Here is a 15,289-nt window from a genome sequence, read left to right as displayed (position 1 = left end):
GAAAGGGGGGATAAAAGTCTTTTTCACCGGAGTTTTGAAATATGGTACAGTTTACATTTTCAGAAGTGCCTCGCGGCCAGGCATTCCCGTATAAATGCCCAGATTCTCCGCTTCAAAAGTTACTTCAGTGAGAGGCGCATTTAACAATTCTTCGAGTGTCCGCACACCGACTGCTTTACCGGCAATGATTTTGCGGTCGGACAGCTGGTCGTTAAGCAGTCCTACATCTAGCGCTCCGCACATAATATACCCTTTTTCATTTGAAATGGTCAGCAGTGTCGTCTTGGGCAGTTTAACCGAAATCCCTCTAAAAAAATGACCGTCAATCTCAATCGGTTCCAATTGAATCAATTCTGCCGCCTCCTTTTCCCATATCTTATGGGCGGCGTGGCAAGTGGTGACAAATCCCTTTTTTAATTGACAGTCAATTCAATTCTTTCAATCGCCAGGCAAGCAAGTCGCGCAACATTTCGGGCAGATAGAACTGCTGCTTTGCCCGGACAATCGGCGGCAGAAAGGTGCCAAGTGTAAAAACGTCAATCGTGCCGATACTGTATCGTTTATCAATCAAGAGCGGTACGCCCTGAACGCGGACATCACTGGCTTCCAAGATGCCGTTCCTCAAATGGGTTTCATACGTCAGATGGCTGAAGACTAGTTTGCCCAGCACTTTGCCGCGAAAGCCAAAGCCTTTGAGTTCATAGGTCTGGAATTGCTTTTTCAGGCCGATATTAATGATCTCGACAATTTCTTTTCCAGTTATCTCAACCTTGCACGGATTAATGGGATGGGGACAGATGTGATGCACGTCATATCGGGTAACCGCCCCTGCCGGCAGACCTTCAATGATCACGCCTGCATTGACCAATCCGATATCCGCGTGGCACCACTTTCTTAAAGCATCTGCCAGAATCAAGGGCAGAGCAGTTTCTTTGTACCAGTTGACCTGAACCGGATGGTCAAGCCAGGCTATTTTCTGCTGCATATTCTCAATGCCCTCAGCGGTCAATTGCTGGACTTCGCGCTGCGCTTCCTGATCAGGCTGCTCCCTTAATGTCACGAGATCCGCGCCCTTATGAACCACTTGATGCGCCTCTTCGTCGTATTCCACGACAACATGGCCGGCATAGCGGCCATATTTTCCTGCCTGGGCAATCAGTGTTGAATCAATCATCAACCCCTCTTCCAGAACATGGTGGGTATGGGACCCGATAATCACGTCGATTCCATCAATCTCTTCCGCAACACGCTCATCAAACGGAAGACCGACATGCGACATCAGAACGATCAGGTCAGTCTCCTGTCTAAGCTGTGCCACCAAAGGTCTCAGTTCAGAAAAAGGATCATGTATGTCCCAGCCGAGCAGGTGATAAAACTTTGGGAAGGCTGCTGTCAGGCCAATCAGCCCAACTTTGACTCCGCGCATATCGCAAACGGCATAAGGCTTACACCATGGCGGGCGTTCGCCGGTCAGATCATAAAGATTGGCAAGAATCACTTCAAACTTTCTTTTTTGGTACACGGCATTTAATATGTCTTTTGTAAATGTAATGCCCTCGTTATTTCCGATGGTCACAAAATCATAATTCGCATCATTCAGCAGCCGGACATTCCCCTCGCCAAGCAGGCCCTCGGTCATCGGATTATAACGATCCATGTGATCACCGAGATCAAGTGTCAGATAAGGGTCTCCCTCTTCACGCAGTTGCTGCCGCTCACGGTTAAGATAACTGACTAAGCTCCCCCAGTTGTCAAAGTGGCTGTGCATGTCATTTGTATGTAGAAAATGGAGTGAGATCAAGCTTAACCCTCCTAAAAAATTCAAAGAACAAAACGCTTTCGTGTCCATTTTATATTGTACTGCTTATCATGACTGTTCTGTCAACAAGGTAAATCTCTTCAGTAAGCTTTTGACTAAAAAACTACACGCTCAGTTATGGAAGCAATGCAAACCGGTACCAAACTTGACGAGATCATCATTGATCAGATAATCAGCGGCCTCTCCCGCTTCATGCAGTATTGTTGGTCCAAGCCCCAACTCATTATGCCCGCCATACACTTTTAATACGTTGTGTTCAAGCCGCGCTACTTTTTTTAAAGATTCAACCAAGAGTTTCGGATCTGTTGACGGATAAAATGCTTCTTCCTGAACTTATCATACACTTTTAATGGTCCTGAATTTTATACTGTTTCGTTGTTTGTTTGGATTCGGACAAGTATGAGCCAATGCTGATGCATTAAAAAAGTCCATCAGTCTGCATAGAGCAAACCAACGGACCTTTTTATTTATTTACTGGACGGTCAGCCGATAGAACCTTCCATGTTGTACTTGATCAGACGGTTCATTTCGACCGCGTATTCCATTGGCAGTTCCTTGGTGAATGGCTCGATGAAGCCCATAACGATCATTTCCGTCGCTTCCTGTTCGGTGAGTCCGCGGCTCATCAGATAGAACAGCTGCTCTTCGGAAACTTTGGATACTTTGGCCTCGTGTTCCAGCGAGATGTCCTTGTTCAAAACTTCATTATATGGAACCGTATCGGATGTTGACTGGTCATCCATGATCAGAGTATCGCACTCGATATGCGATTTCGAATTGACTGCTTTCGGGCTGAAATGAACCTTGCCGCGATAAGTGACGTTGCCGCCGTTCTTGGCAATCGATTTTGAAATAATCGTTGATGAAGTATTCGGTGCGAGATGAATCATCTTCGATCCGGTGTCCTGGTTCTGCCCTCTGCCGCCAATCGCAATCGTCAGTGTATTACCGCGTGCGCCTTCACCCTTCAGGACAACAGAAGGATATTTCATCGTCACACAGGACCCGATGTTGCCATCAACCCACTCCATTGTTGCGTGATCTTCACAGATAGCGCGCTGAGTAACAAGGTTGTAAACATTGTTGGCCCAGTTCTGAATCGTCGTGTAACGGCAATATGCATTCTTGCGGACATAGATCTCAACAATTCCGCTGTGCAGCGAACTGCTGGAGTAGACAGGGGCCGTGCAGCCTTCTACGTAATGAACAGATGCGCCTTCGTCGACAACAATCAGCGTCCGCTCAAACTGCCCCATGCTTTCAGAGTTGATCCGGAAGTAGGCCTGAAGCGGTGTTTTGCATACAACGCCTTTCGGCACATAGACGAATGACCCACCCGACCAGCAGGCCGCATTCAGCGCAGAAAACTTGTTGTCCGCGTAAGAAATCACCTTGCCGAAGTATTCTCGGAACAGATCTTCGTGTTTTTTCAAGGCGGAATCCGTGTCCATGAAGATGATCCCCTCTTTTTCAAGATCCTTCTTCATGCTGTGATAAACCACTTCGGACTCATACTGTGCGGATACTCCGGCAAGGTATTTACGCTCGGCTTCGGGAATGCCCAACTTGTCAAAAGTGTCCTTGATTTCGCCCGGCACTTCATCCCAGGTCCGGCCCTGATTCTGAACAGGTTTGACATAATACGTCAAATCATCGAACTTGAGCGCGCTTAGATCTGCACCCCATTGAGGCATCGGCCGTTTATAAAAATGATGCAGACCCTTGAGCCGATATTCCAGCATCCATTCGGGCTCATTTTTTTTCTTTGAGATCTCACGGACAATATCCTCGGTCAACCCGCGTTTTGTTCGGAATACGGAGACATCTTTTTCCTTGAATCCATACTTGTATTCCTCTATTTCCGGCACCTGCTGCTTTGTGGCCATTTCAGGAAACCTCCTTTATAAATTAATAGTTAAGCAAATATATCACCAGTCAGTTTTTTCATCCTAACAATACATTTATTTTAACATGATTCACAGAATTGTTGAATTATTGCTGTTCAGACCGCACTTGTGCTGCCTCACGCAGTCCTTTTTCCATGGCTTTCCACGGAAGCGTTGCACATTTGATACGGGCGGGCCACTGTGACACGCCCTGAAGTGCTTCGGCGTCTCCGAGATCCAGATCGTCATTATGCTCCCGTCCCTGAACCAATTCTGAAAAATCGAAGGATAATTCATGCGCATCCTTAACACTTAATCCTTTAATAGCTTCAGTCATCATTGAAGCTGATGACTGGCTGATTGCGCAACCGCTGCCGCTGTACTTGACATCGACAATTTTGTCGTCCTCAACCTTCAGCGAGATGTAGATCTTGTCACCGCAGGAAGGATTATTCATGCTGACTGTAATGCTGTCCGGTTCATCAAGTGTGCCGTGATTGCGCGGACGTTTGTAATGATCCATGATCACCGAGCGGTATAGTTGATCGAGATGATTAGAAGACATGTCCGAAGAACTCCTTTGTATCTTTGATTCCCTTCGCCAGCGTTTCAATTTCATCCGGTGAGTTGTAAAAATAAAAGCTGGCCCGCACTGTCGACTCACATTTCAGCCAGTGCATCAGCGGCTGCGCGCAATGGTGGCCGGCACGAACAGCGATGCCCTCCGTGTCAAGAGACGTAGACACATCATGGGGATGAATCCCGTCAATATTGAAAGACACCATGCCGGCACGTTTTTTCGGACCGTAAACAGTAACTCCTTTGATGCCTGAAATAATCTCGTAGGCCAGTTCTGTCAACTCGATTTCCTGCTGACGGATTGCTTCCATCCCGACGTTATTCAGATAATCAATAGCCGCTCCCAGTCCAATCGCACCGGCAATATGCGGTGTACCCGCTTCAAGTTTCCACGGCAGTTCCGCCCAGGTTGCGCTTTGGAAACCGACCTCATCGATCATCTCGCCGCCGGTCTGAACCGGCTCCATCGCTTCCAGCAGCGCCTGTTTTCCATACAGAACGCCGATTCCGGTCGGTCCCAGCATTTTGTGTCCTGAGAAAGCGAAGAAATCCGCGTCAAGTGCCTGTACGTCAACTGCCATATGCGGCGTGCTCTGCGCACCGTCCACAACCATAATCGCCCCTTTTTCATGGGCAATATCCGCAATCTGTCTGATTGGATTCACTGTCCCAAGTACGTTGGAGACTTCTGTGCAGGAAACAATTTTAGTCCTGTCCGTGATCGTTTTCCGGACATCCTCAATGTCGAGGGTGCCATCGGGCTGCATGGGAAAATAATTCAGCACAGCTCCGGTGGCTTGGGCTACCTGCTGCCACGGGATCAGATTTGCATGATGCTCCATCGGTGAGATGACAATCTCATCACCTTCTGCCAGGTTCGCCCGCCCATAACCGTAGGCAACCATATTAAGCGAATCGGTTGTGCCCCGGGTGTAAATAATTTCTTTCGCACTCTTCGCATGGATAAAACGCCTGATTTTATCGCGTGCCTCTTCATACCGGTCAGTTGCGATCGTCCCAAGCGTATGCACACCACGGTGAACATTCGAATTATATGACTGATAATAATTCACAAGCGTATCAATCACTGATTGTGGTTTTTGGGAAGTCGCGGCGTTATCCAGATAGACTAGAGTGTGCCCGTTTACTTCCTGACCCAATATTGGAAAATCACGACGAATTGATTGAATGTCCAGCATCAGCCAACCTTCCTTTCGATCAGCGCTACAAGTTGTTTCCGGACTCCTTCGATGGGCAACAAATCAACGACCGGCTCAAGAAATCCTTCAACAATTAATTTTTCAGCAGTTTCTTTTTTAATTCCGCGGCTCATCAGATAGTAAAGCTGATCCGGATCGACACGGCCAACCGAAGCAGCGTGTCCGGCAATGACATCGTACTCGTCGATCAGCAGGATCGGATTTGCGTCGCCGCGCGACTCGTCGCTCAGCATCAGCACGCGCTGTGTTTGTTCTCCGTCAGCTCCGGAAGCCCCGTGTTCGATTTTGGTACGTGCATTGAAAATTGAATTTGACGCATCCTTCTGTGCGCCGCGGACCAACAGCCGGCTGATGGTCGCTTTTCCAACATGGTGAATATAATTGTCAAAATTCTGTTTCTGCGATCCACTACCGATACTGACAGCTTTTGTATCCACAGAAGAGCCGTCACCTTGAAGATTTGTCGCATTTTCAGACACCGTATTGCCGTCATTCATCTGACCGAGCGCCCACTGCAAGCTACCGTCTCTGGAAACATCGCCTTGCCTATTAACATAAGTCACAATTCCGTCGGTGAAATGATCAACCGCACCATATTTGACATTGGCATTTTCTCCGACCGTAACTTCACTAATCAGGTTGGCGACGCCTTCCCCTGCGGATGCGGTAGATAAATAATTTTCGACAAAAGTCACTGAACTATTCGCTTCAGCGACAATAATCGTATGCGCCACGAGTCCGGATGAGGGATTATCCTGAAAATAAACCGCCTGGACCGGGACATCGACAACCACGTTCTTTGGAACGTAAAGGAAGGATCCACCGTTGACCAAAGCAGCATGGAGTGCCGATAATTTGTGTTTCTCAACAGACGCCGTCTTAAAATAATATTTTTTTACAAGCTCACCATTTTCTTGAAGAGCTGTTGCCAAATCCGTGAAAATGACACCCTTCCGGCTGAGATCCTGAGAAAGGCTGCGGTATACTCTGTCACCATTATGATGAATCAGCACATTTCCTGCTTTTTCCTTCTTTCCGATCAATTGCCCAACGTTTTCAGGCAGTTCGGTTAGATTGGCGACCGGTTTCCCAACCGTATCAAAAATAAAATTTGTAAAATTCCAGTCGTCAATCCGCGTTTTTTCCGGTTTTGGCAGCGGAAGTTCTTCCGCCAACCCGAGTGCTTTCAGCCTTATATCAGTAAACCATTTGGGCTCATTCCTCTTTTCAGAAAAATGAATCACTTCTTCCGCATCAAACGGAAGACTTTGTACCTGCATCGCCATATTCTCCCCCCTGTTCCCAATAAAACTGATTGATCAGGCTTCTACTGTCTCATCATCTTTGATGCCCAGTTCTGCCTTCATTCCGTCATAACCTTCCTCTTCAAGACGAAGCGCCAGTTCAGGTCCGCCAGTCTTGACAATGTGTCCATTCATCATGACATGAACTTTATCCGGTTTAATATAATTGAGAAGGCGCTGATAATGAGTGATAATCAGACAGCCAAAATTTTCCGAACGCATCGAATTAACACCCTTTGCCACCCATTTGAGCGCGTCAATATCGAGTCCCGAATCAATTTCGTCAAGAATCGCGAATTTGGGTTCAAGCATCATCAACTGAAGGATTTCATTGCGCTTTTTCTCGCCTCCGGAAAACCCTTCATTGACATAGCGTTCCGCAAAAACCTGATCCATTTCGAGCAAATCCATTTTTTTATCCAGTGTCTTGATAAATTTCATCAGCGGAATCTCGTTACCTTCCCCGCGTCTGCCGTTAATTGCTGTTCTCAGAAAATCAGCATTGGTGACACCACTCACTTCGCTCGGGTACTGCATGGCCAGAAACATTCCGGCACGCGCCCTCTCATCGACTGCCATATCGAGAAGATTTTTACCGTCCAGTGCCACGCTTCCCGCAGTGACTTCGTATTTCGGATGGCCCATGATTGCCGAAGCAACCGTTGACTTTCCGGTTCCGTTCGGACCCATCAGTGCGTGGATTTCCCCGCCCTTAATATCCAGATCAAAGCCCTTCACAATCGGCTTGCCTTCAACGGCTACATGAAGATCTTTTATTTTCAATTCCGGTACCGTCATCTCATTACCTCCAATAATATAACGATCGAGATTTTAGAGAGTTTGCCCACTCCCCATTCCAATCCCGTATAATTATCTCCGTGTAACTTTCCATTCTCAATCTATTCTCATTACAATCTTATATCAGATGTTAAGAGATATCAACCGAAGAAACCCATCAATTTTATCGCAAAAAGATTTATCGCAAAAAGAGAATAATGTCACACATCGCTTTTGCTTATCATTATAACGCTGATTTCAGGAAAGATAAAAAAAGAAAAAAACCTTCCGGTATTTTTGTGAGACATTCGTTCAAAACTTACTTTTTTAGTATTCCTTTTTAAATAACAACAATCCGTTTCCCGCAGTTCTGCAGGAAACGGATTGTTTGCGTCTATAAGTGCACCTGTCATGTTCAGTCAGAAACCGGCAGTACGGCCCCTTTATATTTCTTGTTGATAAAGTCCTGGATTGTCCTGGAATGAAGCACGTCGACCAACTCTTTAATCGCTTTTTTCTTCTCATCGCCTTTGCGGACAGCAATAATATTGGCGTACGGCGACTGGGCACCTTCAAGAATCAGTGCATCCTTTTTCGGATTCAAATTTGCCTGGAGTGCGAAGTTGGTATTGATGGCAAAGAGATCCGCTGTATTGTTCTGATAGGCCTTTGGAAGCAGAGCTGGATCGATTGGTTGCAGGAATTTCAGGTGTTTGATGTTATCAATGTCATTTAAGGTTGCAGAAACTCCGTTCACGCCCGGTTTGATCTTTACCAGTCCTTTTGATTGCAAAAGCAGCAGAATTCTCCCCTGCTCCGATTTATTATTGCTGATTTGGACCGTTGCGCCGTCTTTTATTTGACTGATGTTTTTATATTTTTTTGAATAAATGCCGAATGGTTCAATATGAATTTTTCCTGCGCTGACAAGATCTGTATGGTGCTCTTTGTTATAAAGGTCAAGGAAAGGAATGTGCTGAAAATAATTGGCATCAAGCTGTTTGGCAGCCAGCGCCTGATTAGGCAGGACGTAATCATTGAATACTTTCACTTTAAGATCGATACCTTTTTTCTTAAGCAGCGGTACGGCCTGTTTCAATATTTCTGCATGTGGAACGGCTGAAGCGCCAACAAGCAGTGTCGTCTGGCCGCCTGAATTGGCGCTTCCTTTTCCGCACGCAGCTAGAATAAGGACAAGTGACAGGATTAATGAAAAGACAAATAATTTCTTCATATACAGTTTCCCCCGTTTTTATGTGATTTTTTTTAGGATGCCATCTGTAAATCTTTCTCTATCTTTTATCCACGGCTCGGCTAATCCGGTCGCCGATAAACTGGATCACGAAAACAATAATAAGAATGATGATCGTTGCTACAAAAGTCACATCATTATTGTTTGCTTCAAAGCCTTCATTATAAGCAACCGAACCGAGTCCTCCCGCACCGACAACACCGGCCATGGCAGTATTGCCGATCAGTGCGATCAGCGTAACGGTCATACCTGAAATCATGGACGGCCACGATTCGGGCAACAGGACTTTAATAATAATCTGCCATCGAGTAGCCCCCATCGCTTCAGATGCCTCGATTACACCTTTGTCCACTTCCCGTAACCCAATTTCCACCAGACGCCCATAAAAGGGAGCAGCTCCAATAATAATGGATGGAAGTGCCGCGGAAGCACCGATCATTGTCCTCATAATCAAGATGGTCAGTGGAATCAACAAAACGATCAGAATAACGAAGGGTATTGAACGAAAAATATTTACAAAAGAAGAAGTCAGCTTATACACCCACGCATTTTCGTACAATCCACCGCTCGCAGTAAGAAAAAGCAGTAACCCGAGAATCAGTCCGAAAATAAATGTGAAAATACCCGAAACCAGCGTCATGTAAAGTGTCTGACCCGTCGCCAGCAGCATGCCTGACCAGTCCACATTTGGAAAAATATTGGTCATAACGGCAACACCTCTGCCCTTATCTTTTTCTTTTTCAGGTTTTGAAGCGCTGATTGAACGTCTGCATCCGCGCCTCTGACAAACAGAAGCAGTGTTCCCTTGCTTCCGTGATTCGCCGGCAAAAAATCACTCTTTATGATGTTGGCATGGATGGCATGATTGCGAAAAAACGTATCGAGTGCCGGTTCCTGGTCAGTTGAACCATCGAAAATAACGCGAACAATTTTGCCATCCGGACCAGCCGCGCGGAAACGCCGGATTAGATCTGGATCCCTTTCTTCTGCTGCAACCTGGCCGACGAATTCGCGGGTGATCGGTTGCTGCGGATCTGCAAAAATATTTTCTGTAAGGCCCTCTTCGACAATAGTGCCCGAATCAAGAACAGCAACGCGGTTGCAGATTTTCCGAATCACGTGCATCTCATGGGTAATCAGCACAATTGTAATTCCCAGAGATTGATTGATTTCCATTAACAGTTGGAGAATTGAATCTGTAGTTTTCGGATCAAGAGCAGAAGTGGCCTCATCGCAAAGCAGTACTTTAGGATTGTTTGCCAAAGCGCGCGCAATTCCGACACGTTGCTTCTGACCGCCGCTGAGTTGCGCCGGGTAGGAGGATTCCCTTCCTTCCAGGCCAACCATCCGGATCAATTCGTTCACCTGGTGCTTCCTTTTCTCTTTTGATACTCCTGACAGTTCCAGCGGAAAAGAAATATTCTCAGCAACAGTCCTTGACCAGAGCAAATTAAAATGTTGAAAAATCATTCCAATCTGTTTCCGTGCATCACGCAGTTCTCCGGCAGATAAACTGGACAAGATGTGTCCGTCAACTTCCACAGTCCCGGATGTCGGTCTTTCTAACAAATTAATCAGGCGGATCAATGTACTTTTTCCTGCCCCGCTATAACCGATCACTCCGAAGATTTCTCCCTTTTCAATCTTCAGACTGACATCGGTTAATGCTTCTACAGGTCTGGTACCGGTTTGATAAATTTTTCTTGCATGCGTTAATTGGATCAAATCAATAAACCTCTCTTTCAGAGAAAAAAACGACCGGCTAAAATATGTATTCCTCTGTTTTTAGTTGGTCATAAAAAATGAATCAGCCTGCTAAAAAGCATGCAGACCACTCGCTGTCCCCCCTTCCACGCTTTTTTACACAGCAAAAAACCCCTCAAGATGAGAAAGGGGCTGGGTCACCTCTCTCATCTGCCGGACACCGAAGCATCCGTAGGAATTAGCACCATTCCGGATTTTCAAAAATAAAATCCGGGGGTTGCCGGGCATCATCGGGCCAGTCCCTCCGCCACTCTGGATAAGAGTCATTCGCTATTCAATTCGCGTACACATAATCTATCATTGTACTTTAGGCTTGTCAATGTGTTTTGGACGAACATGAAACAGACGGAATAAAGATAAAATTCCGATTTAATGAACAAACACGCTAAGCAATAATATCATGCACAGAGTGACAAGTGAACTGATCAGATTCATCATCGGCCAATGGATAGGTTAAAATATTCCTTGTATATCCAGAAATCCGTATCATCGATATGTGAAAGGGTGATGTTCCCGCCCTAAGCGCCAGGATTCCGGACTGGCTTGTGCCACAGCGATCATACCGGAAATCGTGGCACTCTCAAGAATGTGCAGTGAGCAACGATGAGAAATACAAGAATAATCGGCGAAACCGATATTCCTTTCATCAAACGAGCCACGTAATCACCGATTCCACTGCCGACTAGTACCTGTTCAACGCACCTCAACCGCCGTCCATCAGCAGAATCATCGTGATCGATGTGCTGCGACCAACGATCAGCCCGGTCACAATTCCAGCCCATTGAATCTTCTTTTCCTTCCAAATTTACTACTCATAGAATCGGCAATCCGCTGAGCAGCACCTGGATCTTCCATCAGCCTGCCGATCATCGCGCCGCATCCGAGAATAAGAGCCAGCGATACAACCCCATAATCTTAATCTGCTTCAGTATACTTCTGAATAAACAGAGTAAGCGAGCATAGCACGTTAGCTCTATGCCCGCTGCCAGTCCGGCATATGTGACGATTCGATCATGCTTCACGCTGTCCGGCACTAAGCGGTACAGCAACGAAATGATTTTCATGAAAAAGGTAGCTACTGCTATTTCGCCCGCTTTGCCCTACATCCCGAAACGGATTCTGAAATAAAGTATTAGCCGTTTGGATCTGATCGGGCCCTTTCTCAATAAACGAAGCACGATCCTGACCATCTGTAATTTTTTTTACCAATTTCTTCCACGGAATTGTTATTGGCGGAACTGCTTTTTCAATTCCTGCAGTAGAAAGCTTTCTTACCTTATCCAGCGTCAGTACGCTTCCTCTTGTTTTCGCCTGAAGGTAAAGCATATATTTTCTCGCAGATTGCCCGTTGCCCTTTACTGCATCCTGATTGGCCATGGCTGTCTGTACCCACTGCGAAGCGGGACCGCTTCCTCGCACCATTTCGGAGGTACCGTCCATAAAAGCACGCAACAATTCCGTATTGAAAGCTTCCCTCTGCGAACCTCTAACCTGATTTGTAAAAGTTGTAGAAATCAGGCAAAGTGAACCACCCTTTAGATCACCGTGCGAATACAGCCGGCTGATCAATGCGCTGCTAAAATTGCGGAATGACAAGTTTTCAAGAGCAGAAGGATCAGGTATGACTTTCTTTGCAGCTCGGCTCAAAGGGCGGACTGAAATGATATGAAAATACCTGTCCACACTTGCCTCGATACCCGATGCAAGGCCAATGTTGACATAAGCAGCTGCAGATCTGCTCGGAGCCGAAACATTGTGAGTCACCGGAGCAAAACAAAGCATTGAAAAGCCGAGGGTCAAAACCGGCACAAGCAAATATTTTCTAAATGGATGGGATTGGGAAAGGTGTTCGGACAATACAGTCTGTCCAATCGACAAGTTTGCTGAGTAGCTGAGTCTGACCGATTCGAAATTTCCGTCATTGGTCAGAATAACAGCACGACGCCCCCGTCTGGATACAAGAACTCCCCGGTTATTCAGTTTCCTTCCCCACCTTTCCTGCGTCAGTGAACCAATTCCGATTCTGGTTCAATGTACGACTTCAGTGCACTGAATCCGCCGATATAAATCAGCGCCAATGCTATTATATATTTTCGATTCCTTTCTATTGTTTTGCGGCTGCATGAGACAAATTGAAGCAAATCTTTTATTGGCAACTGTCTTTTTTTCTTGAGAAACAGGACAAGTTCTTTATGTTCCACTAATTTTTTCGCGGAAATTTTGGCATTTTCACGCGCATCTGCGTGTTTAGGGCAGTGCTTGCTCAATACATCAAATGTAATGCCGTATTCAAGCAGCAACTGTCTGTAACTGATAATCTGTTCTTTGCGTTCGTCGATCCGGCACTTTTCTTCATAAAAGTCAATAGCTGCCTGCTGTTCCACATAACTCTCTTCCATCCCGTTTTCATCGTCCTGCTTGGCCTGATCCAGATATATATTGCGGACCTGCCTGGACTCCTTGCGAATAAAATCAATAATCCGGCGACGAATCACCATGTCCGCAAAAGTCAGGAATTTACTGCCCTGACCTTTCTGGTACTGATTGATTGCTTCATTAAAGGCCACCAGACCGATGCTGAATTCATCCATTGTTTGATCGATAAATCGATTGCATACTTTAGAAACAACCTTCTTTATAAAAGGTTGATAAGATTCGATAATTTTGTTTCTCAGGGACTCATCACCCTGCTGAACTTTAAAAATATTCATTTCCAGCGGAATATTATATGTACCGCCCATTGCAAGCTGGTTGGCGCTCATCACAGTTCCACCTCTCGCTTTGATCTGTTAAATTAGCATGTACCTACCATAACATGTCCAACCTAGCGACATAAATATTGTCAAAAATTTTATTAAAGTCGGGCACTGTTTTTACTGATCAAACACAAATAAAACCCTTGTATCTTTTATACCATGCTTTCCCTTCTTAAAGGAAGCAACATTACGGTAACAAAAAGATGACAAGGGTTGTTAATTTACATGATTAATTTACCATTATTGAAATTCAGTGTAAAAACTTACTAGTGATGCATTGATCAGGCATCCGCACCAATCAGTTTTTCATAGGCATCTGCATCGAGCAAAGTGCCCAGATCGCTGCTGTCTACATTTTCCAGTTCAATCATCCATGCTTTTTCGTAAGGAGAGTCGTTGACAAATTCAGGCGAATCTTCAAGTTGATCATTGGTTTCAGCAACAGTTCCCGCAACCGGAGCATACAGTTCGGAAACCGTTTTAACCGATTCTACGCTGCCGAATGAATCCCCGGCATTAATCTGGCTGCCGGCCTCCGGGAGTTCGACAAAAACAATGTCCCCCAGCTCCTTCTGGGCAAATTCCGTTATGCCAATTTTAACCTTTCCATCTGATTCTTTTTTGACCCATTCATGATCTTTTGAGTAGAGAAGATCTTTCGGTACACTCATTAGTTATGCCTCCAATTGAGCGGCCATTCCCGCCACATATCATTTCATGCTCTTTTCATTATATCGTAAATAAACGGGAAAATAGATTATTTTTTCATTCCGGTCCCATTTCCCCATTTTTCTTCAAATGTGTCTTCTCGGAATCCAACTGTCACTTTATCCCGACCGACGATCAGCGGACGCTTAATCAGCATTCCATCCGCCGCCAGCCAGTTCAGCCAATTTTCTTCCGGTTCAGTTTTCATTTTAGTTTTTATATTCTGAGCGCGGTAATGACTCCCGCTGGTGTTAAAAAATTTTTTGAGCGGCAGTCCGCTTTTCCGGCAGAATTCTATAAGCTGTTCCCTATCCGGGGGATGATCGACAATCTGAATTTCCTGATAAGAAATTTGCCGTTCATCCAGCCATTTCTTCGCTTTCCTGCACGTGCCGCAAGTCGGGTAACAGTACATAGTCAGCATCAAATTCCCCACCTTAGTATCTTGGTTTTCTTAATTATTATACTCAATATTTTCTCACACAAAAAAGAAATGGATTTTTAATGAAAAGTTTTTGAATGTGCCAGACGGCCAAATGTTTTTCTCCGGCCGGGACATAATACCTACGAGCACCTTCACCATAAAAATAAGGAGTGTGAATGAAACATGAATATGCAGCAGCAGGGCGGGCAGGCATCAATGAATTTTCCTCAGCCACCCGACATTCTTTCCACAAAAGACTTTCTCTACATTGAAGACATGCTGTCGTGGAACCTCGAAGTGATTAAAAAGGCACATGCTTATGCCGCAATGTGTCAGGATCAGGATGTCATACAGGCGATGAACCGGACATGCCAGCTCCATATCCGCCAATATCAGACCATCCTCAATCATCTTGGTAAACACGTCCAGGCAGCAACCACGGCGGGAGGGACGGCGCGATGATGACTAAGCAGCCCATTCAATCTACAACTATTCAGAACACCGAAACCCAGGTACCTAAAACACCGCAGATGAATGACCGCGACTATCTGAATGATCTTCTTTTGACAGAAAAATATCTGGGCACCTCCTATGTTCATGCACTTCAAGAAGCAAGTCACCAGGCACTGTACCAAGATATTAAAACGGTCTTCGATGCGACCTGTGACCATCAGCGTGATCTGTTTAATCTGATGTTCAATAAAGGCTGGTATAAAGTTGAGTCCCAGGATCCGCAGAAAATTCAGCAGACGCAGCAGCAATTCAGCCAGTACGCACAGCAACAGTTTCCACAGTAAACA

The 15,289-nt window shown here is 45.7% G+C and carries 18 protein-coding genes, 1 pseudogene and 1 riboswitch; of the genes and pseudogenes, 2 read left to right on the top strand and 17 right to left on the bottom strand.

All coding sequences use genetic code 11. The annotated features are described in order from the left end of the window. Nucleotides 1-51: 51 nt before the first annotated feature. The 17 genes and pseudogenes from COP04_RS07535 to COP04_RS07460 form a co-directional block, all read right to left on the bottom strand. The gene (locus tag COP04_RS07535; RefSeq protein ID WP_100487408.1) at nucleotides 52-351 is read right to left on the bottom strand and encodes a YunC family protein; all 300 of its coding nucleotides are present in this window, start codon (nucleotides 349-351) and stop codon (nucleotides 52-54) included. A 73-nt stretch (nucleotides 352-424) separates the two neighbouring features. Next, entirely contained in the window at nucleotides 425-1,801 is a 1,377-nt protein-coding gene (locus COP04_RS07530; RefSeq protein WP_100487407.1) for a bifunctional metallophosphatase/5'-nucleotidase, read from the bottom strand. A gap of 129 nt (nucleotides 1,802-1,930) precedes the next feature. Then, nucleotides 1,931-2,110, bottom strand: coding sequence for a hypothetical protein (locus COP04_RS07525; protein WP_100487406.1), 180 nt, complete (start codon nucleotides 2,108-2,110; stop codon nucleotides 1,931-1,933). 191 nt (nucleotides 2,111-2,301) lie between these two features. Further along, entirely contained in the window at nucleotides 2,302-3,705 is a 1,404-nt protein-coding gene (gene sufB, locus COP04_RS07520; RefSeq protein ID WP_100487405.1) for a Fe-S cluster assembly protein SufB, read from the bottom strand. A gap of 106 nt (nucleotides 3,706-3,811) precedes the next feature. Further along, nucleotides 3,812-4,270, bottom strand: coding sequence for a Fe-S cluster assembly sulfur transfer protein SufU (sufU, locus tag COP04_RS07515; RefSeq protein ID WP_100487404.1), 459 nt, complete (start codon nucleotides 4,268-4,270; stop codon nucleotides 3,812-3,814). Next, a complete protein-coding gene (locus COP04_RS07510) occupies nucleotides 4,260-5,480 on the bottom strand; it encodes a cysteine desulfurase (RefSeq protein ID WP_193437455.1) in 1,221 nt (406 codons plus the stop codon). Before COP04_RS07510 ends, sufU begins: the two co-directional genes overlap by 11 nt. A 2-nt stretch (nucleotides 5,481-5,482) precedes the next feature. Then, a complete protein-coding gene (gene sufD / locus COP04_RS07505; protein ID WP_100487402.1) occupies nucleotides 5,483-6,790 on the bottom strand; it encodes a Fe-S cluster assembly protein SufD in 1,308 nt (435 codons plus the stop codon). A gap of 33 nt (nucleotides 6,791-6,823) precedes the next feature. Beyond that, nucleotides 6,824-7,606 carry a Fe-S cluster assembly ATPase SufC gene (sufC, locus tag COP04_RS07500; RefSeq protein WP_100487401.1) on the bottom strand — a complete coding sequence of 261 codons (783 nt, stop codon included), beginning with the start codon at nucleotides 7,604-7,606 and terminating at the stop codon, nucleotides 6,824-6,826. A 394-nt stretch (nucleotides 7,607-8,000) separates the two neighbouring features. Further along, nucleotides 8,001-8,819 (bottom strand): MetQ/NlpA family ABC transporter substrate-binding protein, encoded by an 819-nt coding sequence (locus tag COP04_RS07490; protein WP_100487399.1) that lies wholly within the window; start codon nucleotides 8,817-8,819, stop codon nucleotides 8,001-8,003. 58 nt (nucleotides 8,820-8,877) lie between these two features. After that, a complete protein-coding gene (locus COP04_RS07485; RefSeq protein WP_100487398.1) occupies nucleotides 8,878-9,543 on the bottom strand; it encodes a methionine ABC transporter permease in 666 nt (221 codons plus the stop codon). Then, nucleotides 9,540-10,562, bottom strand: a complete 1,023-nt coding sequence (locus COP04_RS07480; RefSeq protein WP_100487397.1) for a methionine ABC transporter ATP-binding protein — start codon at nucleotides 10,560-10,562, stop codon at nucleotides 9,540-9,542. Before COP04_RS07480 ends, COP04_RS07485 begins: the two co-directional genes overlap by 4 nt. A gap of 182 nt (nucleotides 10,563-10,744) precedes the next feature. After that, a riboswitch (SAM riboswitch) is annotated at nucleotides 10,745-10,864 on the bottom strand. Nucleotides 10,865-11,035: 171 nt separating this feature from the next. After that, nucleotides 11,036-11,383, bottom strand: a pseudogene (locus COP04_RS20465) (hypothetical protein). Further along, nucleotides 11,367-11,456 (bottom strand): hypothetical protein, encoded by a 90-nt coding sequence (locus tag COP04_RS20740; RefSeq protein ID WP_420852782.1) that lies wholly within the window; start codon nucleotides 11,454-11,456, stop codon nucleotides 11,367-11,369. Before COP04_RS20740 ends, COP04_RS20465 begins: the two are co-directional and overlap by 17 nt. A gap of 156 nt (nucleotides 11,457-11,612) precedes the next feature. Next, the gene (locus COP04_RS07475) at nucleotides 11,613-12,458 is read right to left on the bottom strand and encodes an anti-sigma-I factor RsgI family protein (RefSeq protein WP_162297085.1); all 846 of its coding nucleotides are present in this window, start codon (nucleotides 12,456-12,458) and stop codon (nucleotides 11,613-11,615) included. A 146-nt stretch (nucleotides 12,459-12,604) separates the two neighbouring features. Continuing rightward, on the bottom strand, nucleotides 12,605-13,363 hold the full coding sequence (sigI, locus tag COP04_RS07470; RefSeq protein WP_100487395.1) for an RNA polymerase sigma-I factor: 759 nt from the start codon (nucleotides 13,361-13,363) through the stop codon (nucleotides 12,605-12,607). A gap of 275 nt (nucleotides 13,364-13,638) precedes the next feature. Next, complete coding sequence (gene gcvH, locus COP04_RS07465) at nucleotides 13,639-14,028, bottom strand: glycine cleavage system protein GcvH (protein ID WP_100487394.1); 390 nt, start codon at nucleotides 14,026-14,028, stop codon at nucleotides 13,639-13,641. A gap of 86 nt (nucleotides 14,029-14,114) precedes the next feature. Then, on the bottom strand, nucleotides 14,115-14,489 hold the full coding sequence (locus tag COP04_RS07460) for an arsenate reductase family protein (RefSeq protein ID WP_338062841.1): 375 nt from the start codon (nucleotides 14,487-14,489) through the stop codon (nucleotides 14,115-14,117). A 183-nt stretch (nucleotides 14,490-14,672) separates the two neighbouring features. On the opposite strand from COP04_RS07460, the gene COP04_RS07455 reads away from it, so the two are divergent. Together COP04_RS07455 and COP04_RS07450 are read left to right on the top strand one after the other, a co-directional pair. After that, on the top strand, nucleotides 14,673-14,951 hold the full coding sequence (locus COP04_RS07455) for a hypothetical protein (protein ID WP_100487392.1): 279 nt from the start codon (nucleotides 14,673-14,675) through the stop codon (nucleotides 14,949-14,951). Continuing rightward, on the top strand, nucleotides 14,951-15,286 hold the full coding sequence (locus COP04_RS07450) for a spore coat protein (RefSeq protein ID WP_100489582.1): 336 nt from the start codon (nucleotides 14,951-14,953) through the stop codon (nucleotides 15,284-15,286). The genes COP04_RS07455 and COP04_RS07450 overlap by 1 nt, the downstream gene beginning before the upstream one ends. The last annotated feature ends 3 nt before the right edge of the window (nucleotides 15,287-15,289 follow it).

Origin of the sequence: Sporolactobacillus pectinivorans (assembly GCF_002802965.1) — a bacterium.
GTDB lineage: Bacteria > Bacillota > Bacilli > Bacillales > Sporolactobacillaceae > Sporolactobacillus > Sporolactobacillus pectinivorans.
The sequence above is the reverse complement of the archived record's forward strand: the minus strand, read 5'-3'. Positions and strand labels throughout refer to the sequence as shown.

Excerpts from the sequence above, each read along its gene's own strand:
- COP04_RS20740 (WP_420852782.1), bottom strand. The coding sequence starts at position 11,456 with ATGGAAGATCCAGGTGCTGCTCAGCGGATTGCCGATTCTATGAGTAGT.
- COP04_RS07490 (WP_100487399.1), bottom strand. The coding sequence starts at position 8,819 with ATGAAGAAATTATTTGTCTTTTCATTAATCCTGTCACTTGTCCTTATT.
- sigI (WP_100487395.1), bottom strand. The coding sequence starts at position 13,363 with ATGAGCGCCAACCAGCTTGCAATGGGCGGTACATATAATATTCCGCTG.
- sufB (WP_100487405.1), bottom strand. The coding sequence starts at position 3,705 with ATGGCCACAAAGCAGCAGGTGCCGGAAATAGAGGAATACAAGTATGGA.
- COP04_RS07450 (WP_100489582.1), top strand. The coding sequence starts at position 14,951 with ATGACTAAGCAGCCCATTCAATCTACAACTATTCAGAACACCGAAACC.
- sufD (WP_100487402.1), bottom strand. The coding sequence starts at position 6,790 with ATGGCGATGCAGGTACAAAGTCTTCCGTTTGATGCGGAAGAAGTGATT.
- COP04_RS07455 (WP_100487392.1), top strand. The coding sequence starts at position 14,673 with ATGAATATGCAGCAGCAGGGCGGGCAGGCATCAATGAATTTTCCTCAG.
- COP04_RS07485 (WP_100487398.1), bottom strand. The coding sequence starts at position 9,543 with ATGACCAATATTTTTCCAAATGTGGACTGGTCAGGCATGCTGCTGGCG.
- gcvH (WP_100487394.1), bottom strand. The coding sequence starts at position 14,028 with ATGAGTGTACCGAAAGATCTTCTCTACTCAAAAGATCATGAATGGGTC.
- sufC (WP_100487401.1), bottom strand. The coding sequence starts at position 7,606 with ATGACGGTACCGGAATTGAAAATAAAAGATCTTCATGTAGCCGTTGAA.
- COP04_RS07460 (WP_338062841.1), bottom strand. The coding sequence starts at position 14,489 with ATGCTGACTATGTACTGTTACCCGACTTGCGGCACGTGCAGGAAAGCG.
- sufU (WP_100487404.1), bottom strand. The coding sequence starts at position 4,270 with ATGTCTTCTAATCATCTCGATCAACTATACCGCTCGGTGATCATGGAT.